This window comes from Vibrio thalassae (assembly GCF_900089835.1).
Lineage (GTDB): Bacteria > Pseudomonadota > Gammaproteobacteria > Enterobacterales > Vibrionaceae > Vibrio > Vibrio thalassae.
In genome coordinates this window covers 114,137-131,864 of sequence record NZ_OANU01000073.1, presented here as the reverse complement: position 1 = coordinate 131,864, position 17,728 = coordinate 114,137, and the positions used below count along the sequence as shown (strand labels likewise).

Genomic DNA, 17,728 nt, shown 5'->3' with positions numbered 1-17,728 from the left:
TCGGCCTTTGCGATTACGCTTCCGTACGCCGCTCTCAAGCTGAAGTTTTTGCCACTGGGGTAGAAAAGCCTGACAAAAGTCATCGACATGGCAAAATAAGTCCACTAATTTGTGCATAGCTGGTTCCTTGTGATAAGTCTCTCTTGATCGAAAGATCTGATCGCAGAACCAGCTTTTAGTTCCCTTCTTTTTTTATCCCGAGTTCAGGTTTTTTAGATTAAAAAGGCCTCGCTTTGTAAGCTAGGCCTTTGAGTTAACGCGATACAATGAATAGATCGCTCAAATAAGTATTTTAGGCTTTTGTTCAACGATAAGCAGAACATTAAAACTTGTTGCCTAAACACCTATTCGTCGTCAAATAGCTCCATTGCTGTTTGCGATAGCACAAAATAGTTAGCGCCAGATTTCGCATCCACAAAGTCCAACAAACGATCGTAGTCACCGTTCTCATCGGCATACATCATTTGACGCAAAGAAGTTTCTATGACGTTAGAATCCGCTGCGAAACCGATGAACATGGTGCCATGCTCCAGAGCATTACCAAAAGGGCGATTCTGACGCAGCATCTTGATCTCTTGGTCATCAATCACCACTTTACTTTTGTTATTGTGGGCCCATGCAGGTTTCTCATCGTCATCGAGTTCAATATTGTCGAACTTCGTGCGACCAATAACTTGCTCTTGGTAGGCTTGAGGTTGTTCATGCCACGCGAGTTCACGATCGACGTACCGTTGTACGGTAAGATAGCTGCCACCAAGATGAATGTCTGCTTCGTCTTGCACTAAAACAGCATTCACGCGTGCTTGGTGTTTTGGATTCTCTGTCCCGTCAACAAAATCAATCAAATCACGGTTGTCTAAGTATTTAAAACCTTGGATATCTTCGACCAGTTCTGCGGATTCTCTAAAGGCTGCTAACAGGTATTTAGCGGCTTGGTAGTTTAAGTCGATGCGTTCAGATTTGATCATCAAGAAGATGTCGCCAGCCGTACTTGGAAAATGGCGGTCGCCATCTTTCATTTCAGTAAATGTTGTGAGGTGTTTAGGCATGACAACATAGGGAAGCGCAATAGACCATGCATTTTTAGCGATACCCACAGTGATACTCAAGTTTGCACTAGGATCTTTCTGTGCAATGGATTTTTCAATGCCAGAGATTTGTGAAAGGGCATCTTGAACAGATGTGGTGTCAGCGCTATTTTTGAGGACAAAGGTCAGGTACTCAGCAAATGTAGAAGGATCCGATAGCACACCCACTTGTGCTCGTTCTACAATGGTATTTTTCATATAAGAAGCCTCTATAATCATCATTCCTAAACATCATTCAATACCTCTTGGGCGAAGCTCAAAGTGATGAATGCCTTAAAGAACTATATACCAAACTTTGCAACTGCGTGCTCCTGCATGCTTAATTTGCAAAGTTGCAGCTTTAGACACTTCTTGGATTAACTGAGATTCCCTTACGCGCAGAAATCAACATACGATGCAGCCCATACCCATATGGGACATGGGATAAATTTGAATGCAAATAAAATAATCTATCTAGAACGTTCTTTAGCTTAGTGCGGGAAAGAAGTTTGAGCTAAAAACCGATTACACCCGTTTTCCAAACGCCCAAAACGACGAAAGGCCGCTATAAAAGCGACCTTTCTATGTATGGTACTGGTGGGTGACTTAACTGGGCAGGCACTCCTGACGCCACGCTGGATTTGAATTCACAAACCCTAGATACAACAAAGCCCCGACTTTCGTCGAGGCTCTGTCTTAAAATATGGTACCGGTGGGCGGACTTGAACCGCCACGCCCGAAGGCAACGGATTTTGAATCCGTCGTGTATACCAATTTCACCACACCGGCATCTTGGACTAATGTCCTTCGATGTTTGGCATTATACGTAAGCTCTCGTTGCGTGCAACAACAAAACGCTGAATATTCTATTGTTTGCTGATATTTTCGCCACAATGTGATGATATTCAGCCTAAGAGGCTTTCTTCACGTCGATAGAATCGCTATCCTGTGGCCAGTTTTGACTATTTAATGATGTATTCAATGGAAACTCAATCTCTTCCACCAGCAGGCTTCTTTAGACGACTTGGGGCGTTGTTTTATGACAGTTTAATCATTCTTGCCGTCATTATGATGGCCGGGGGTATTGTTGTCGCAATACTAGAAGCGTTAGTGGCCGCAGGAGTCATGAATTATGCCCCTTATACCGACGCAAGTGACTTTCTCGGAAACCATCCATTTTGGAGCCCTGTTTACACCGCATACCTCGCTTTCGCATGGATCTACTTTTTAGTGTTTTTTTGGACTCGAGCTGGCCAGACATTAGGAATGCGAGCTTGGAAAATTGAACTACAAAATCTAGAAGGCGGCAGAATTACGGTCACTCAGGCGTTAATCCGCATCGCAACCTCTGCGTTTGGCCTAGCTAACTTGTCGGTCCCAATCGATCCTCAAAAACGCGGATTTCATGATATTTGGGCGAAGACGAAAGTTGTGGTTTTACCCAAAGCAAAGTAAATCACTACGAATAAAAAAAGGTGCCTTTCGGCACCTTTTTCATTTCAACGAATAAGTATCACAACCATTAAGCTTTGTATGCTTTGAATGCGTTGATTAGACCATTAGTCGAGCTATCGTGAGATGTCACTTCGCTGTCATCAGCAAGCTCAGGTAGGATTTGGTTAGCCAGTTGCTTACCAAGTTCTACACCCCATTGGTCAAAGCTGAAGATATTCCAGATAATACCTTGAGTGAAGATCTTGTGCTCATACATCGCGATTAGATTACCCAGAGTACGAGGTGTGATTTGCTTCACTAGGATTGAGTTGGTTGGACGGTTACCTTCGAAGATCTTAAATGGTACTAGATCTTTCACTTGTTCCGCACTCTTACCTGCTTTTGCGAACTCAGCTTCAACCGTCTCTTTAGACTTCCCGAATGCAAGTGCCTCAGTTTGAGCAAAGAAGTTAGACATTAGCTTCTGATGATGATCGCTCACTTGGTTGTGAGAGATAGCAGGCGCGATGAAATCACAAGGGATCAGTTTAGTACCTTGGTGGATTAGCTGATAGAACGCATGTTGACCGTTCGTACCAGGCTCACCCCAGATGATAGGACCTGTTTGATAGTCAACCGCGTCACCATTGCGGTCAGTATACTTACCGTTTGATTCCATATTGCCTTGCTGGAAGTAAGCAGCAAAACGATGCATATACTGGTCGTAAGGCAGAATCGCTTCAGACTCCGCACCGTGGAAGTTGTTGTACCAAATACCAATTAGCGCCAGTAGTACTGGAATGTTGCTTTCTAGTTCAGTTTCAGCAAAGTGCTTATCCATCTCATGCGCACCAGTTAAAAGCTCAACAAAGTTGTCAAAGCCCACTGCTAGAACGATAGATAGACCAATTGCAGACCATAGTGAATAGCGACCGCCGACCCAGTCCCAGAATTCGAACATGTTGTCTGTGTCGATACCAAACTCAGACACGGCTGTTGCGTTTGTAGAAAGCGCCGCAAAGTGCTTAGCAACGTGTGCTTCATCTTGTGCTGTCGCTAAGAACCAATCGCGAGCAGAATGTGCGTTGGTCATCGTCTCTTGAGTCGTAAATGTCTTAGAAGCAACTAGGAATAATGTTGTTTCTGGGTTTACTTTCTTAAGAGTCTCAGCGATGTGCGTACCATCCACATTTGATACAAAATGCATATTGAGATGGTTAGTGTAAGGTGCCAGCGCTTCTGTCACCATGTAAGGACCAAGGTCAGAACCACCGATACCAATGTTTACTACGTCAGTAATCGCTTTACCTGTGTAGCCTTTCCAGTCACCAGAAATGATGCGCTCAGAGAAACCTTTCATTTTCTCTAATACTGCGTTTACCGCTGGCATAACGTCTTCGCCGTTAACCATGATTGGCGTGTTGCTGCGGTTACGTAGTGCAACGTGAAGAACAGAACGACCTTCTGTTTGGTTGATTGTGTCACCAGCAAACATGGCTTTGATTGCGCCTTTAAGCTCAGTCTCGTTCGCTAGAGCAAATAGGTTCTTCATCGTATCATCATTGATTAGGTTCTTAGAGTAATCAACAAGAATGTCAGAGCCGAAGCGTGTAGAGAATTTGCCAAAACGGTCAGCGTCTTGAGCGAATAGCTCTGTTAAATCCATATCTTGCGCTGATTCGAAGTGCGCAGTCAGTGCTTTCCAAGCATCAGTTTGCGTTGGATTGATGTTTTTCAACATGGTCTCTATCCCAATTTTTAGTCGGTTTTATCCCCAATCCCCCCAAGGAAAAGGAATCCCCAGTTTAGCGAATAATAAACAGTATATTCTAAATACAGCCCAGTGCCTTTTTAGGTTCACTCGACGTTACAAACTTGTCTTCCGTTTACAAAGTCTAGACTTTGTTTTCGTAATAATTTTTCAGGCGTAATTATGAACCAGAGCTATTGCACTCACCTTGAGATAGGTCACGTAACGGTTCACAATATAAACAAAATAGGTAAACACCCTACCACTATGAAGCACAATAATACAGAGGAGCCTTTATGTGGCAACAAAAGACATTGTACCTCAGCGCTAAGAGGCGCGGCTTTCACCTAATAACTGATGAAATTGAACAACAACTACCACAGTTACGAGACTACTCTGTAGGTTTACTACATCTCTTCATCCAACATACCTCAGCCAGTCTAACCTTAAATGAAAATGCCGACCCGACAGTACGCAGTGATATGGAAAGTCACTTCAATCGTTATGTTCCGGAGAACGCGCCGTATTATAAACACACCTATGAGGGCAGCGATGACATGCCTGCTCATATTAAGAGTTCACTGCTTGGCGCAAGCGTGACCATTCCAATTAGCCAAGGGGAATTAGCGTTAGGGACATGGCAAGGCATTTACTTAGGAGAGCATCGGGACTTCGGTGGGGAGCGACGAATTATTGCCACGTTGCAGGGGCAGATTTGAGGTTAGAGCGGTTGCGATGCCTTGGATAGCTAACGCCTTGTCTGCCTGTTGTGACGAGGCAGACAAAGGTTGGTTTGAAGAGCGCTATGAGTCGTTCCCTACCTAATCAGGGATGACAATATTTAGCTTCGATCGAATGCTTGAGTTCGGTATTGAGGCTCGGTATCGAATAGTGTCCGACGTCACTTCGTCTCGCTATAGCTCATTTCAACGCGAGAAGTGAGCTTAGTCACCAGTTCATAAGCAATAGTACCAATGTGCTCAGCGACTTCTTCAGATGGAAGCGCTTCCCCCCACAAAATGGCTTCATCACCCACTTGGTCTAGGGCATCTGGGCCAAGGTCAACGGTAAGCATGTCCATCGATACTCGACCGGCTATTGGTACTTTACGACCATTCACTAATACCGGTGTGCCATTAGGTGCAGTGCGAGGGTAGCCATCGCCATAGCCAATCGCAATCACACCGACTTTCGTGTCTCGTTGACTGGTCCAAGTCGCCCCATACCCCACACTTTCGCCTTTCTTTACATCGCGTACTGCAATCAAATGAGACTTAAGTGTCATAACAGGTTGAAAGCCCATATCGGCTGCCGTCTTGTCTCCAAAAGGAGAGACACCGTACATAATAATCCCTGGACGAACCCAGTCTAGTTGACTTTGCTGCCACTCAAGAAGACCTGCAGAGGCCGCCATAGAACGCTCACCATTACAGCCTTCTGTTAATGACAAAAACAGCTCTATTTGCTTTTGAGTCATGGTGTTATCTAGCTCATCAGCACAACCAAAATGGCTCATATAACGCAGCGGCTTCGCCACATTCTCACAGCGATGTAAACGCTCGACGAACTCTTGGTACTGTTCTTCACGAACGCCTAGACGGTGCATGCCGCTATCCACTTTAAGCCAAACAACGACCGGAGTTTCTAGCTCTGCCTGTTCTAGTGCATCAAGCTGTTCATAACAATGCACCACCGTTTGTATATTATTGGTCACTAACACCGGGAGATCATTTGGTGAGTAGAAACCCTCAAGCAGTAGTATTGGTTTTACCACACCACTCGCTCTGAGTTGTAACGCCTCTTCAATGCGAGCCACACCAAATGCATCTGCACCCGCAGCATTTTTGGCGATATGTCGTAAACCATGGCCATATCCATTAGCTTTCACTACCGCCATCACTTTGCTACTCGGTGCTTTCTGTTTAATGCACGCTAGATTGTGCGCCAGCGCATCCAAATTAATGTGCGCTGTCGCTGCTTTCATATAACTCATACGTCTGCCCTACTACTCTTCGTCAAACGCAGGACCTGCGTAGTTATCAAAGCGAGAATATTGACCTTGGAAGGTTAAGCGAACCGAGCCGATAGGACCGTTACGCTGCTTACCGATAATGATTTCTGCGATCCCTTTTAACGCACTGTCAGGGTGATAAACCTCATCACGGTAAATAAACATGATTAAGTCGGCATCCTGCTCGATAGAGCCGGATTCACGAAGGTCAGAGTTCACTGGACGTTTATCAGCACGTTGCTCCAAGGAACGGTTGAGCTGAGACAGAGCAACCACAGGAACATTTAACTCTTTTGCGAGTGCTTTCAGTGAGCGCGAAATCTCTGCGATTTCAAGAGTACGGTTATCAGACAGCGACGGTACGCGCATCAATTGAAGATAGTCGACCATGATAAGGCTGAGGCCACCGTGCTCACGAGCAATACGTCGAGCGCGCGAACGCACTTCGGTTGGTGTCAGTCCAGAACTGTCATCGATGTACATGTTCTTCTTCTCCATGAGCATGCCCATGGTGGTCGAAATTTTCGCCCAATCCTCATCGTCTAATTGACCGGTACGAATCTTGGTTTGATCCACGCGAGAAAGAGAAGCCAACATACGCATCATGATCTGTTCGGCAGGCATCTCTAGCGAGAAAATCAATACCGGTTTATCTTGCGACATCGCTGCATTTTCACATAAGTTCATTGCAAATGTCGTCTTACCCATCGATGGACGCGCCGCGACAATAATAAGATCCGAACCTTGAAGACCAGCGGTTTTTTTATTCAGATCATTAAATCCTGTCGTCACTCCGGTAACACCATCTTGTGGTGTTTTATACAGAATTTCGATTCGTTCTAGTGTTTTTTCGAGTATGTTATCAACATTTTGTGGGCCTTCATTCTCGCTGGTTCGTTCTTCTGCGATTTTAAAGACCTTGCTTTCCGCCATATCAAGCAAGTCTTCTGAAGAGCGACCTTGTGGATCATAACCCGCATCAGCGATCTCATTCGCGACACCAATTAGGTTGCGGACGAGAGCACGTTCAGCAACAATATCCGCATAGGCATTAATATTCGCTGCACTTGGCGTATTTTTGGCAAGATCGGCAAGGTAAGCAAATCCGCCGACATCATTCAACTGCTCACGCTGCTCTAAGAACTCAGATAAAGTGATCAAGTCGAGAGGTTTACTCTCCTCTAACAACGCTTGTATTCCCTCGAAAATTAAGCGGTGAGGACGACTGTAGAAGTCACTGCTGATCACCTTCTCGGCAACGGTATCCCATCGTTGGTTGTCCAACAGCAAACCACCTAGTACAGATTGCTCCGCTTCTAATGAATGAGGAGGGACCTTCACTGATTCCACTTGAGCATCTTTTACTTTTTGATTTCGGATATCCGCCATAACTCTACTCGATAACACACTATGACCAGACATTATATACTCAACTAAGTGTGGGCTAAAGCAAAGAAAACGCGACTAAAACAAGGATTACTCCTTCAAAATTTGACCTATTGCTGACGATGGTCGAATATGCCACACATATAATCCCGAACCCTGTATTCGCCCTGTGAGGTTTTTGTGTCAAAGAAGTTACTTTTTGGTCTAGTGTTGCTTGCCTCGCCTGCGATCTATGCTGAAGAATTTCTACCTCCAAGCGACACGGAAGATTCGCCACCCTCTCCGCTTCAATCCGAAGTGGAATTTGGATATCAAGCGCACACGGGTAATACCGACTCTCAATCGCTCAATGCTCGTGTTGCCGCAGAGTATACAGAGGGTCGTCACCGTACTAGTGGAGAATGGAAATATTATCAGCTCTACAAAAACGGCGATGAAGATAAGAACCAACAAAACTACATAGTTCAAACCGACTATAAGTTAGGCCCTAAAGCGTATTTATACGGAAACTATAACGGTTTTTCTTCGCTATACAGTTCATACTACGAAGATCATACAGTATCAGGCGGTTTGGGTTACCAACTCGCTAACCGAGATGACTTTCTGTTTGAGGTGGAAATAGGTCCGGGTTTTCGTTATCAAGAACCCAACCTTGAAGAGATCGATGATAAAGACATCATCTTTAAAAACGTGGTTAAAGAAGCCATTATTCGTGGCAATATCAATTTGATTTGGAAACCTTTAGATAGCCTTACCTTCGGAACTAAACTGACAACGACATCAGGTAAAAGTAACACCCGTTTTGATACGGAATTAAACGTCACCAACGCGATTACCGAAACTATCGCTTTGAAGCTATCTTATGACAGCCAATACCACAGCAAAGTCCCAAGCCCTACATTAAGCAAGCGTGACTCGATCTTCACAGTCAACCTGCTATTTAGTTTCTGACCTTAAAAAGAACAAAAAAAAACACCAGCCGAGGCTGGTGTTTTTCATTGTTCTTCTGACTGAGATTACTCAGCAGCAACAACTTGTAGGTTGATAGCAGCGAAAACTTCAGAGTGAAGTTGGATGCTGATTTCGAACTCACCAGTTGTGCGTAGAGCACCTTCAGGTAGGCGAACTTCGCTCTTAGCTACTTCAACGCCAGCTGCAGTGATTGCATCAGCGATGTCACGAGTACCGATAGAACCGAATAGTTTGCCTTCGTCACCAGCTTTAGAAGCGATAACAACAGCTTCTAGAGCGTTAACTTTCTCAGCACGAGCTTCAGCAGCTGTTAGTTGCTCAGCAACTTTAGCTTCTAGTTCAGCGCGACGAGCTTCGAACATTTCAACGTTACCTTTAGTAGCCATTACTGCCTTACCTTGTGGGATAAGGAAGTTACGAGCGTAACCAGATTTAACGTTAACTGTATCGCCAAGACCACCTAGGTTACCGATTTTATCAAGTAGAATAACTTGCATTGTTTAATTCCTCTATCTAAATAAACGGTGCCGATTACTGATGCTTATCAGTGTATGGCAGTAGAGCTAGGTAGCGTGAACGCTTGATAGCGCGAGCTAGCTGACGCTGATATTTAGCGCTTGTACCAGTGATACGGCTAGGTACGATTTTACCAGCTTCAGTGATGTAGTTTTTAAGAGTTGCTACGTCTTTGTAATCAATCTCTTGTACGCCTTCTGCAGTGAAACGGCAGAATTTACGACGACGGAAGAAACGAGCCATGGGCTATCTCCTGATCTAAATTAAAGTCTTGTTGTCGGTAATTGAATCAATTACCAAGTACTAAATGAGTAATGAATTACTCTGCAGCTGCTTCTGGCTTAGCTTCAGTACGCTCTTCGCGACGTGGAGCACGCTCTTCTTTCTGCTTAAGCATGATAGAAGGCTCAGTGATTGCTGCTTTAGTACGCATAATCATGTTACGTAGAACTGCATCGTTGAAACGGAAAGCAGTTTCTAGCTCATCAATAGCTTCTTGTGGTGCTTCAACGTTCATTAGAACGTAGTGAGCTTTGTGAAGCTTGTTGATTGGGTAAGCCAGTTGACGACGACCCCAGTCTTCTAGACGGTGAACAGTACCGTTAGCTTCAGTGATAGAACCAGTGTAACGCTCGATCATGCCAGCAACTTGCTCGCTTTGATCAGGGTGCACCATGAATACGATTTCGTAATGACGCATTGGTTGCTCCTTACGGATTATTAGCTTCCACGTTTGGCTCGGTCGTCCAGAGGAAGCAAGGAACGAATAAAAAAGACCGAGAATTAAGGACCGCGAATGTTACATAAAGGACGGAAAATAAGCAAGCAATTTTAGAGATTTAACGTGTCAGGTGGTCACTCTTGTTGCCTGTTCACCTATAAATCCTTGTTATTCATCAGCATAGATTTTTACCGTTAGCTCACCACGGCTATCCACTGACGCACGGTACATCCCAGAGCTATTCATAGCAAAATGAACATCACCTTGAGCATCCACGGCAATTAAGCCACCTTCTCCCCCCATGGTTTTGAGCTCACCTTGAATCACCGTTTCACATGCCGTATGAACGTCTTCTTTGAGATAGCGCATTCGCGCCGCAACATCACCAGCAACGGTTTTACGGATAAAATACTCACCCATTCCGGTAGTTGAAACTGCAACATTACCGTTTTCAGCAAAGGTACCCGCACCGATAATCGCGGTATCGCCAACGCGGCCGTACTTTTTATTGGTTACGCCACCTGTACTAGTCGCAGCCGCTAAGTTGCCGTGGCTATCCAGTGCTACTGCGCCTACGGTGCCATACTTTTTATCATCTGGGTATTTTGACTCAGATAAGGCAAACAGTCCTTTCTCTTTCATCGAAAGCAATTGATCGTAGCGACGCTCTGTGAAGAAGTAATCTTGTTCGGTGTATTCGTATTGACGTTCAAATGCAAACTTCTCTGCTCCTTCGCCGATAAGTAGCACATGATCGCTATTTCGCATCACATCTCTCGCCAGCTCAATAGGATTGCGAATATGACGAATACCAGCGACCGCTCCCGCATCCATAGCTGCGCCATGCATCACAGAGGCATCCATCTCCACCATTTCTTCATGAGTTAATACTGACCCTTTACCTGCATTAAAATGCGCCGAGTCTTCCATCACTTTGACCGCGGCTACTGCTGCATCTAATGCATCGCCACCCGCCTCTAATATTTTGGCACCCGCTTGCACTGATTGAGTCAAAGCCGCCACTATCTCTTGCTTTAATGTCTGTGTCATCTGGTCGCGCAATATGGTTCCAGCACCACCATGAATCGCAATTGCAAAAGGCTTAGTCATCCCGTTCGTTCCTACTTCCCTACAGTTCAAAACTAAAAAGACCTCCCAAGGGAGGCCTTTTCAAACTCAACGATTAGTGAGAACCACAACCGCCGCCACCGCAGCAACCGTCTTCTTTCTTCTCACCGTGGTTGTCACCACCACAACAGCCGCTTTCTTCACCGTGACCTTCGCCGCCACAGCTACCGCCACCTTGGTGAATATGACCATGTTCAATTTCTTCTGTCGTCGCTTCGCGAACAGCTACCACTTCAACGTCAAACGTAAGTGTTTGGCCTGCAAGCATATGGTTACCGTCAACCACAACTTCGTCACCATCGACTTCTGTTACTTCAACAGGAATTGGACCTTGGTCAGTGTCAGCAAGGAAACGCATGCCCACTTCAATAGTATCAACGCCTTGGAAAACGTTCGCAGGAACACGCTGCACAAGTGCATCGTTGTGTTCACCGTAAGCGTCCTCTGGAGACACAGTCGCTGAGAATTTATCACCCGCTTCTTTGCCTTCAAGTTCCTGTTCTAGACCAATGATTAGGTTGTTATGACCGTGCAGGTAATCTAGAGGTGCCTCTACTGTTGATTGATCAACAACAACACCGTCTTCTGTTTTTACTTGGTACGCTAGGCTAACTACTGCGTTCTGAGTAACTTTCATGTGAGCTCCAAAGGTTGGCCTTGAGATACCATTGAAACAGAGTCACATTGCGACTAGCAAGCACACTCAAATGATCATCTCATCAAAAAATTAATCCGCCTTTAAGCGGCGTGTTCGCATATTATGGGGTCAGAAAAAAGAAACTCAATCATTCGGGCTTAAAAATTCCGATTAATTCCTCATCACTGCGTTCAGTTTTCTCTACAGCTTTTGGAGTACGTTGTTCTTTGAATTCACACTCTACACATTCCACCCACTCAACATTGTGGTCTATCCACCAGCGCAAACTGTCTTGCTGGCTACACTTAGGGCAGCTTGCCCCAGCAATAAAACGTTTCTTGGTACTGCTCATGTTACTTCCTAATTCCGACCTTCAACCGCAATGGGGTTAACAGCAAGGTTAATCCCAGAAATTACGCGATTGACGATCATTTTCCATTTCACGGCCAAAGATTTCTTCGAGTTCTTTACGAGCTTCTTTCGACCTTTGTGCCAACTTTTTATCTTCACTGTGTTGCGGCAATAGCTCTTTAAGCATGGCATTATCCAGTTTTCTAAAGTGGGCTTCTGCGCGCTTTGCCTCATAAGGATGAAATCCTAGCTCCACTAACGCCTGACGCCCCAAATCAAGTGCCCCCAAGAATGTCTCACGCGAATAGCATTGCACGCCATGATTCATCAGTTGATAGGCCTCGACTCGGCTTCGAGCCCTTGCTAAGACCTTCAGCTTAGGAAAATGGTTATGACAAAGATCGACCACTTCCATAATCTCCTCTGGAGAGTCGGTACAGATAATAATCGCTTCGGCTTTATCAGCACCTGCCGCTCTTAATAAATCGACTTGAGTCGCATCACCATAAAACACCTTATAACCGTATTTTCTCAGCAGATGAATTTGGCTCGCATCACTTTCTAATACGGTCACTTTGACCTTATTGGCGTACATCAAACGACCGACAATTTGTCCAAATCGTCCAAAGCCCGCGATGATCACTCTCGGCTGCCTATCTTCAACATCGGTTTTAATAGGGGGGGCTCCTACTTGATTGAGTGATTTCTCAAACCATTTTTTCTGTCCCATCAGCAGCAGTGGCGTGGTTACCATCGACAAACTCACCACAACCAGCAGAAAGGCCGACTCTTGAGCAGGCAATAGCCCTTGCGCGCTCGCTGCTGTAAAGATAACAAAGGCAAATTCACCACCTTGGCTCAAAATCGCCGCCATTTTGCTGCGCGATTTCGGTCCGATACCAAACAAACGGGCCAGTACGTACAAGATAAGCCCTTTGATAATGACCAAAGACACTACAGCAAACAGCACTGCAAGTGGTTCAGAAATCAGTAATCCAAGGTTTACCGCCATCCCCACTGCGATAAAAAATAACCCTAGTAGCAGACCTTTAAATGGCTCAATGGCGATTTCCAACTCATGCCGGTACTCACTTTCGGCCAGTAACACCCCTGCTAAAAACGTCCCTAACGCCATGGATAACCCAAGCTTTTGCATAAACGCAGCAATACCAATCACTAGTAGCAAGGCGGCAACAGTAAATAATTCGCGCACCCCACTCATAACTACATAGCGAAATAGAGGACGAATCAGAAAATGACCGCCCACCAGCAAACCTAAAACACCCGCTAACATCCAAATAATGTCTGCCCAATTGCCTGCGGTGTTACCCGCAAGTAAGGGCAGCAATGCCAACATTGGAATAACCGCAATATCTTGAAACAGCAGAACGGCAAAGCCGGATTGTCCAGTTTCACCTCCCCCTAGCCCTTGCTCTTCAATAACTCGAAGAGCTATCGCCGTCGATGAAAGCGCGAGGCCCATCCCGATCGCTAAACTGGTTTGCCAAGAGAGATTGAACAAAGACGCAATCGCAGAAAGCACTAAGGTGGTGACGACAACCTGTGCGCCACCTAAGCCAAGGATGGGGATTCGCATCTGCCACAGCTTCTTAGGATTCAGTTCCAAGCCAATTAAGAACAGCAGCAGTACGACACCAAATTCGGAAAAATGAAGTATTTCATCCACATCGCTAATAAGTCCTAGCCCCCACGGACCAATGGCAACACCAGCTAACAAATACCCGAGAACACTGCCCAATCCAAGGCGCTGAGCAATAGGAACTGCAACCACAGCAGCAGAGAGGAAAATAACCCCGCTTTGTAAAAAATCGCTAGTCATCGCCATGTTCCACCTCCGTACTTTTCAGCGTGGACATCATCAAAGACTCATCAAATGGATGCATTAACCATTGGCGATACAATTCCGCATGTTGATATCGCTCCATATCACCGACACGTCGCGACCAATAGAGCACCAGCGGCTCCATCCATTGCATTTTGCACAAGGCCGCCGTCAGCTCGAATGGCTGTAAAATCTGCTCTAACGGGTATTTGTTGTAGCCCGATTGACTAAAGGCAGACTCTTTACCTCCGGTAGTAATGACACTGCGCCAGTATTTACCTTCCAGTGCACAATCGTCACCAAAGGCAAAGCCTTTACCGAGCACACGGTCAATCCACTCCTTTAATAAAGAGGGGCAGGAATACATATAAAGCGGATGCTGAAGCACAATTACATCATGCTCAAGCAAAAGCTGGTGCTCGGCTTTCACATCAATAAAGAAATCAGGATACAGTGCGTACAGATCTCGTAAGGTAACATTGTCAAGAGATTGAATCTTCTTGAGCATGACCTGATTGGCAGTCGAGTTTTGCGGCTCTGGATGGGCAAAAATGACCAGAACCTTAGGGGATGAATTGGTGCTTTCTAGTATGGAAGTCATTCCGAGACGTCTATCCTTAAACCGAGCGATACCCTTAAAGTTTAAGGGTATATAGATATGATTGTTACGTAAATCATTCTATTTTTGTTATCAATTTGTTCCATCATAACCCAAACTCTCCTTAAGGTGCAGGGTAGATTGCGATGAGTAGGCTCGGATAATGATCGACATTTATCCACTTTGCCCCTAGTATTCGTTGGTCAAAAACTCAATAACAAGCTAGCTGTATTCATATGATCACCTTCTCTGATATTCAATTGCTTCGAGGTGGTAAACCACTCCTCGAGCAAGCCTCTGCAACCATTCACCCAGGTGATAAAGTAGGTTTAGTGGGTAAAAATGGTTGTGGTAAATCCACGCTATTTGCCCTACTAAAAGATGAGCTTTCCATCGATGCTGGCTCCTTTAGCCAACCTGCACATTGGGAATTGGCTTGGGTCGCGCAGGAAACCCCAGCGTTAGAGCGCAGTGCTATCGAATATGTCATTGATGGTGATAGAGAATATCGTGCGTTGGAACAAGCTCTGGTTGAAGCCGAGAAGCAAGACAACGGTACACGAGTGGCAGAACTTCACGGTAAGATTGAAGTGATTGGTGGCTACAGCATCCGTGCACGTGCTGCTGAACTGCTTGATGGTCTAGGCTTTAGCCAAGCACAAATGAGTTGGAGCCTAACGCAGTTCTCTGGTGGTTGGCGCATGCGTTTAAACCTTGCCCAAGCCCTGCTATGCCGTTCTGATCTGTTGCTACTCGACGAACCGACCAACCACTTGGATCTCGATGCCGTCATGTGGTTAGAGCGTTGGCTGCAAAACTATCCGGGTACCTTGGTTTTGATCTCGCACGACCGAGACTTTTTGGATCCGATCGTTGGTCGCATTATCCATATCGAAAACCAGCAGCTAAATGAGTACACAGGTAACTATTCTTCGTTCGAAGATCAGCGTGCGCAAAAGCTGATCTTGCAACAAGCGCAATATCAGAAGCAACAAAAGCAGATGGCTCACATGCAAAGCTATATTGATCGCTTCCGTTATAAAGCGTCTAAAGCTCGTCAGGCACAAAGCCGTATCAAAGCGTTAGAACGTATGGAGAAGGTGCTGCCAGCTCAGTTTGATAACCCATTCAGTTTCGAGTTTAGGGAACCAGCCGCGCTTCCTAATCCTATTATTATGATGGATGACGTCTCGGCCGGTTACGATGATAACGTCATATTGGAAAAGATTCGTCTTAACCTCGTTCCCGGTAGCCGCATTGGTTTGCTAGGTCGTAATGGCGCAGGTAAATCCACACTGATTAAACTGCTCTCTGGAGAGCTAAACGCAAAGGGTGGCGATCTCAACTACTCGCAAGGGGTGAAAATCGGTTACTTTGCTCAGCATCAATTAGAGACACTTCACCCAGAAGAAACACCTTTGCAGCACATGATGCAAATTGCGCCGCAACATACTGAGCAGCAGCTTCGTGACTACTTAGGTAGCTTTGGTTTCCAAGGCGAAAAAGCACTGGAGAAAGTCGCGCCTTTTTCTGGCGGTGAAAAGGCACGTCTGGTGCTGGCTCTGATCGTTTGGCAAAAACCAAACTTGCTATTACTCGATGAACCGACCAACCACTTAGATCTTGATATGCGCCAAGCGCTAACATTGGCTCTGCAAACCTTTGAAGGCGCGATGGTTATCGTCAGTCACGATCGCTACTTGTTGCGCGCGACCACAGATGATCTTTATCTTGTGCACGATCGTCAAGTGGCACCCTTTAATGGTGATTTAGTGGACTACTATAAGTGGCTAACTGACCAGCAGCGACTAGAGCGCAAAGAAGCGCAAGAGAACGAGCCAGAGAAAAGCTCGAACAATAGCGCAGCGGCAAAGAAAGAGCAGAAACGCAAAGAAGCTGAGTTTAGAAAGCAAACTGCACCAATTCGCAAAACACTGACAAAACTTGAAGAAAAAATGGATAAGTTATCCGCCCTTGTCGCTGAGGCAGAAGAGCAATTATCCGATTCTTCTCTGTATGATGCGGAAAATAAAGCTAAACTCAATGAAGTACTTGCCAAACAGGCCTCAAGCAAATCCGAGCTCGAAGACGTAGAAATGGAATGGATGGCCCAGCAAGAAGTTCTTGAGCAGATGGAACAGGAATTTAATCAGTAATGACCACAGAGCACGTATCTTCCACACTCACCCTAGAACACCTTTGGCAGTTTAGCCTGCAATATTACGGTGTGCGTGAAGTGAAAGAAGCGTGCTTAAATTTACAAAACCAATTTCATGGTAATGTGAATCTGTTGCTGTTGCTAAAATGGCTCGATGAACAATCGGTTCGCTTTCAATCTGAAGACTGGCATCTGGTCCAAGCTTGCTTAGGGCGAACCGAACAGCTCCTACACCAATATCGAGATATCCGCCGCCAACTCAAACACAACGTGGTCGATAGCCTTTACCGTGAAGCCCTCGAATTTGAACTCAGTCTGGAAAAACAGCAACAGTCGGATCTTGTTGACTGCGTCAATAGCCTAGCACTGATCCCCCACGATCACGAACCACTGGTACTGATCTACTGCCGACAACTTGGTGCCGAACATCTAGGATCAATCTTCGCTAAGCCCATTAACGAACTCGCTACCAGATAAACACCACACAAGAAGCCGTCAGCGCCGCCATGCTAGAGTTAAAACGTCGCCACGCAGTGGGCGTCGATAGCCAACGACGAATAAAGGTGCCAAAACCAACCCACACGGACGAAGTTTGTAGCTGAACCACTAGAAAAATCACCGAAATGCCAATCAAGGACCACCAATAATACTCACCAGCAATGGCAAATGAACTGACCGCCGTGACTGACATCACCCACGCCTTAGGATTCAGATATTGAAACAACATGGCTTCCAAGCACGTCATAGGCTTTGCCTGCTGAGCCCCCTCTCCTTTGTTAATGCCAGCGGTTAGAATGCGCCAAGCCAAATACAACAAGTATCCACTACCAAGCCATTTCAAAATTTCTTGCACCACTGGGTAAGTCTTAAACACTACACCCAAACCTACGCCATTTAGCAAAATCAAACTAATCAAGCCAAAGCCAATGCCGAAGAAATGAGGAATCGAACGCATATAGCCAAAGTTCGCGCCTGAAGCAGTGAGCATGACATTATTGGGTCCTGGGGTGCCAGTCATGACAACAGCAAAAAGTGCCACAGACAAGAAAAATGACCAATCCATATGATTTTCTCCCAAATTGTGCCGATACAATTACAAAAATTACGTTGCTTTATTGTTAATAACTGACCAAAATAACCCTAACAAACGATCAAA

Annotated in this window: 18 protein-coding genes, 1 tRNA gene and 1 pseudogene; 5 read left to right on the top strand and 15 right to left on the bottom strand. The window is 45.6% G+C overall.

What is annotated here, in order from left to right; all coding sequences use genetic code 11:
- From VTH8203_RS25745 to VTH8203_RS17590, 3 genes and pseudogenes are all read right to left on the bottom strand, one after another.
- Positions 1-117 (bottom strand): annotated as a pseudogene (locus tag VTH8203_RS25745) (IS982 family transposase); the annotation flags it as partial.
- 227 nt (positions 118-344) lie between these two features.
- Positions 345-1,286 carry a Dyp-type peroxidase gene (locus VTH8203_RS17595; protein WP_096994834.1) on the bottom strand — a complete coding sequence of 314 codons (942 nt, stop codon included), beginning with the start codon at positions 1,284-1,286 and terminating at the stop codon, positions 345-347.
- 485 nt (positions 1,287-1,771) lie between these two features.
- A tRNA-Leu gene (locus tag VTH8203_RS17590) sits at positions 1,772-1,856 on the bottom strand.
- Between the two features lie 192 nt (positions 1,857-2,048).
- Here VTH8203_RS17590 and VTH8203_RS17585 point away from each other — a divergent pair.
- On the top strand, positions 2,049-2,522 hold the full coding sequence (locus VTH8203_RS17585) for an RDD family protein (protein ID WP_096994833.1): 474 nt from the start codon (positions 2,049-2,051) through the stop codon (positions 2,520-2,522).
- A gap of 67 nt (positions 2,523-2,589) precedes the next feature.
- On the opposite strand, the gene pgi is transcribed toward VTH8203_RS17585, so the two are convergent.
- Positions 2,590-4,242 carry a glucose-6-phosphate isomerase gene (gene pgi / locus VTH8203_RS17580; protein ID WP_096994832.1) on the bottom strand — a complete coding sequence of 551 codons (1,653 nt, stop codon included), beginning with the start codon at positions 4,240-4,242 and terminating at the stop codon, positions 2,590-2,592.
- A gap of 305 nt (positions 4,243-4,547) precedes the next feature.
- Here pgi and VTH8203_RS17575 point away from each other — a divergent pair, with 305 nt between their 5' ends.
- Positions 4,548-4,970: a secondary thiamine-phosphate synthase enzyme YjbQ gene (locus tag VTH8203_RS17575; RefSeq protein ID WP_096994831.1), complete on the top strand. Its 423-nt coding sequence runs from the start codon at positions 4,548-4,550 to the stop codon at positions 4,968-4,970.
- Positions 4,971-5,152: 182 nt separating this feature from the next.
- On the opposite strand, the gene alr is transcribed toward VTH8203_RS17575, so the two are convergent.
- The gene (alr, locus tag VTH8203_RS17570) at positions 5,153-6,235 is read right to left on the bottom strand and encodes an alanine racemase (protein ID WP_208617769.1); all 1,083 of its coding nucleotides are present in this window, start codon (positions 6,233-6,235) and stop codon (positions 5,153-5,155) included.
- A gap of 21 nt (positions 6,236-6,256) precedes the next feature.
- Positions 6,257-7,651 carry a replicative DNA helicase gene (locus tag VTH8203_RS17565; RefSeq protein WP_096994829.1) on the bottom strand — a complete coding sequence of 465 codons (1,395 nt, stop codon included), beginning with the start codon at positions 7,649-7,651 and terminating at the stop codon, positions 6,257-6,259.
- 177 nt (positions 7,652-7,828) lie between these two features.
- Between VTH8203_RS17565 and VTH8203_RS17560 the strand changes: the two genes are divergently transcribed.
- The gene (locus VTH8203_RS17560) at positions 7,829-8,599 is read left to right on the top strand and encodes a DUF481 domain-containing protein (RefSeq protein ID WP_096994828.1); all 771 of its coding nucleotides are present in this window, start codon (positions 7,829-7,831) and stop codon (positions 8,597-8,599) included.
- 65 nt (positions 8,600-8,664) lie between these two features.
- Here the strand turns inward: VTH8203_RS17560 and rplI are convergent, their stop codons facing one another.
- From rplI to kefG, 8 genes are all read right to left on the bottom strand, one after another.
- A complete protein-coding gene (gene rplI / locus VTH8203_RS17555; protein WP_063603964.1) occupies positions 8,665-9,117 on the bottom strand; it encodes a 50S ribosomal protein L9 in 453 nt (150 codons plus the stop codon).
- Positions 9,118-9,151: 34 nt separating this feature from the next.
- The gene (rpsR, locus tag VTH8203_RS17550) at positions 9,152-9,379 is read right to left on the bottom strand and encodes a 30S ribosomal protein S18 (RefSeq protein ID WP_000090472.1); all 228 of its coding nucleotides are present in this window, start codon (positions 9,377-9,379) and stop codon (positions 9,152-9,154) included.
- 76 nt (positions 9,380-9,455) lie between these two features.
- Positions 9,456-9,836: a 30S ribosomal protein S6 gene (rpsF, locus tag VTH8203_RS17545; RefSeq protein ID WP_006074804.1), complete on the bottom strand. Its 381-nt coding sequence runs from the start codon at positions 9,834-9,836 to the stop codon at positions 9,456-9,458.
- Between the two features lie 189 nt (positions 9,837-10,025).
- Entirely contained in the window at positions 10,026-10,967 is a 942-nt protein-coding gene (locus VTH8203_RS17540; protein WP_096994827.1) for an isoaspartyl peptidase/L-asparaginase family protein, read from the bottom strand.
- A 73-nt stretch (positions 10,968-11,040) separates the two neighbouring features.
- Positions 11,041-11,622 carry a peptidylprolyl isomerase gene (slyD, locus tag VTH8203_RS17535; RefSeq protein WP_096994826.1) on the bottom strand — a complete coding sequence of 194 codons (582 nt, stop codon included), beginning with the start codon at positions 11,620-11,622 and terminating at the stop codon, positions 11,041-11,043.
- A gap of 148 nt (positions 11,623-11,770) precedes the next feature.
- Positions 11,771-11,974, bottom strand: a complete 204-nt coding sequence (locus tag VTH8203_RS17530) for a YheV family putative zinc ribbon protein (RefSeq protein ID WP_096994825.1) — start codon at positions 11,972-11,974, stop codon at positions 11,771-11,773.
- Positions 11,975-12,022: 48 nt separating this feature from the next.
- Positions 12,023-13,819 carry a glutathione-regulated potassium-efflux system protein KefB gene (gene kefB, locus VTH8203_RS17525; RefSeq protein WP_096994824.1) on the bottom strand — a complete coding sequence of 599 codons (1,797 nt, stop codon included), beginning with the start codon at positions 13,817-13,819 and terminating at the stop codon, positions 12,023-12,025.
- Positions 13,806-14,417 carry a glutathione-regulated potassium-efflux system ancillary protein KefG gene (gene kefG / locus VTH8203_RS17520; RefSeq protein WP_096994823.1) on the bottom strand — a complete coding sequence of 204 codons (612 nt, stop codon included), beginning with the start codon at positions 14,415-14,417 and terminating at the stop codon, positions 13,806-13,808. Before kefG ends, kefB begins: the two co-directional genes overlap by 14 nt.
- 233 nt (positions 14,418-14,650) lie before the next feature.
- Here kefG and VTH8203_RS17515 point away from each other — a divergent pair, with 233 nt between their 5' ends.
- A complete protein-coding gene (locus VTH8203_RS17515) occupies positions 14,651-16,570 on the top strand; it encodes an ABC transporter ATP-binding protein (RefSeq protein ID WP_096994822.1) in 1,920 nt (639 codons plus the stop codon).
- Positions 16,570-17,049 carry a TIGR02444 family protein gene (locus tag VTH8203_RS17510; protein ID WP_096994821.1) on the top strand — a complete coding sequence of 160 codons (480 nt, stop codon included), beginning with the start codon at positions 16,570-16,572 and terminating at the stop codon, positions 17,047-17,049. Before VTH8203_RS17515 ends, VTH8203_RS17510 begins: the two co-directional genes overlap by 1 nt.
- On the opposite strand, the gene VTH8203_RS17505 is transcribed toward VTH8203_RS17510, so the two are convergent.
- Entirely contained in the window at positions 17,039-17,635 is a 597-nt protein-coding gene (locus VTH8203_RS17505) for a LysE family translocator (RefSeq protein ID WP_096994820.1), read from the bottom strand. The two genes, VTH8203_RS17510 and VTH8203_RS17505, sit on opposite strands and share 11 nt — an antisense overlap.
- Between the last annotated feature and the right edge of the window lie 93 nt (positions 17,636-17,728).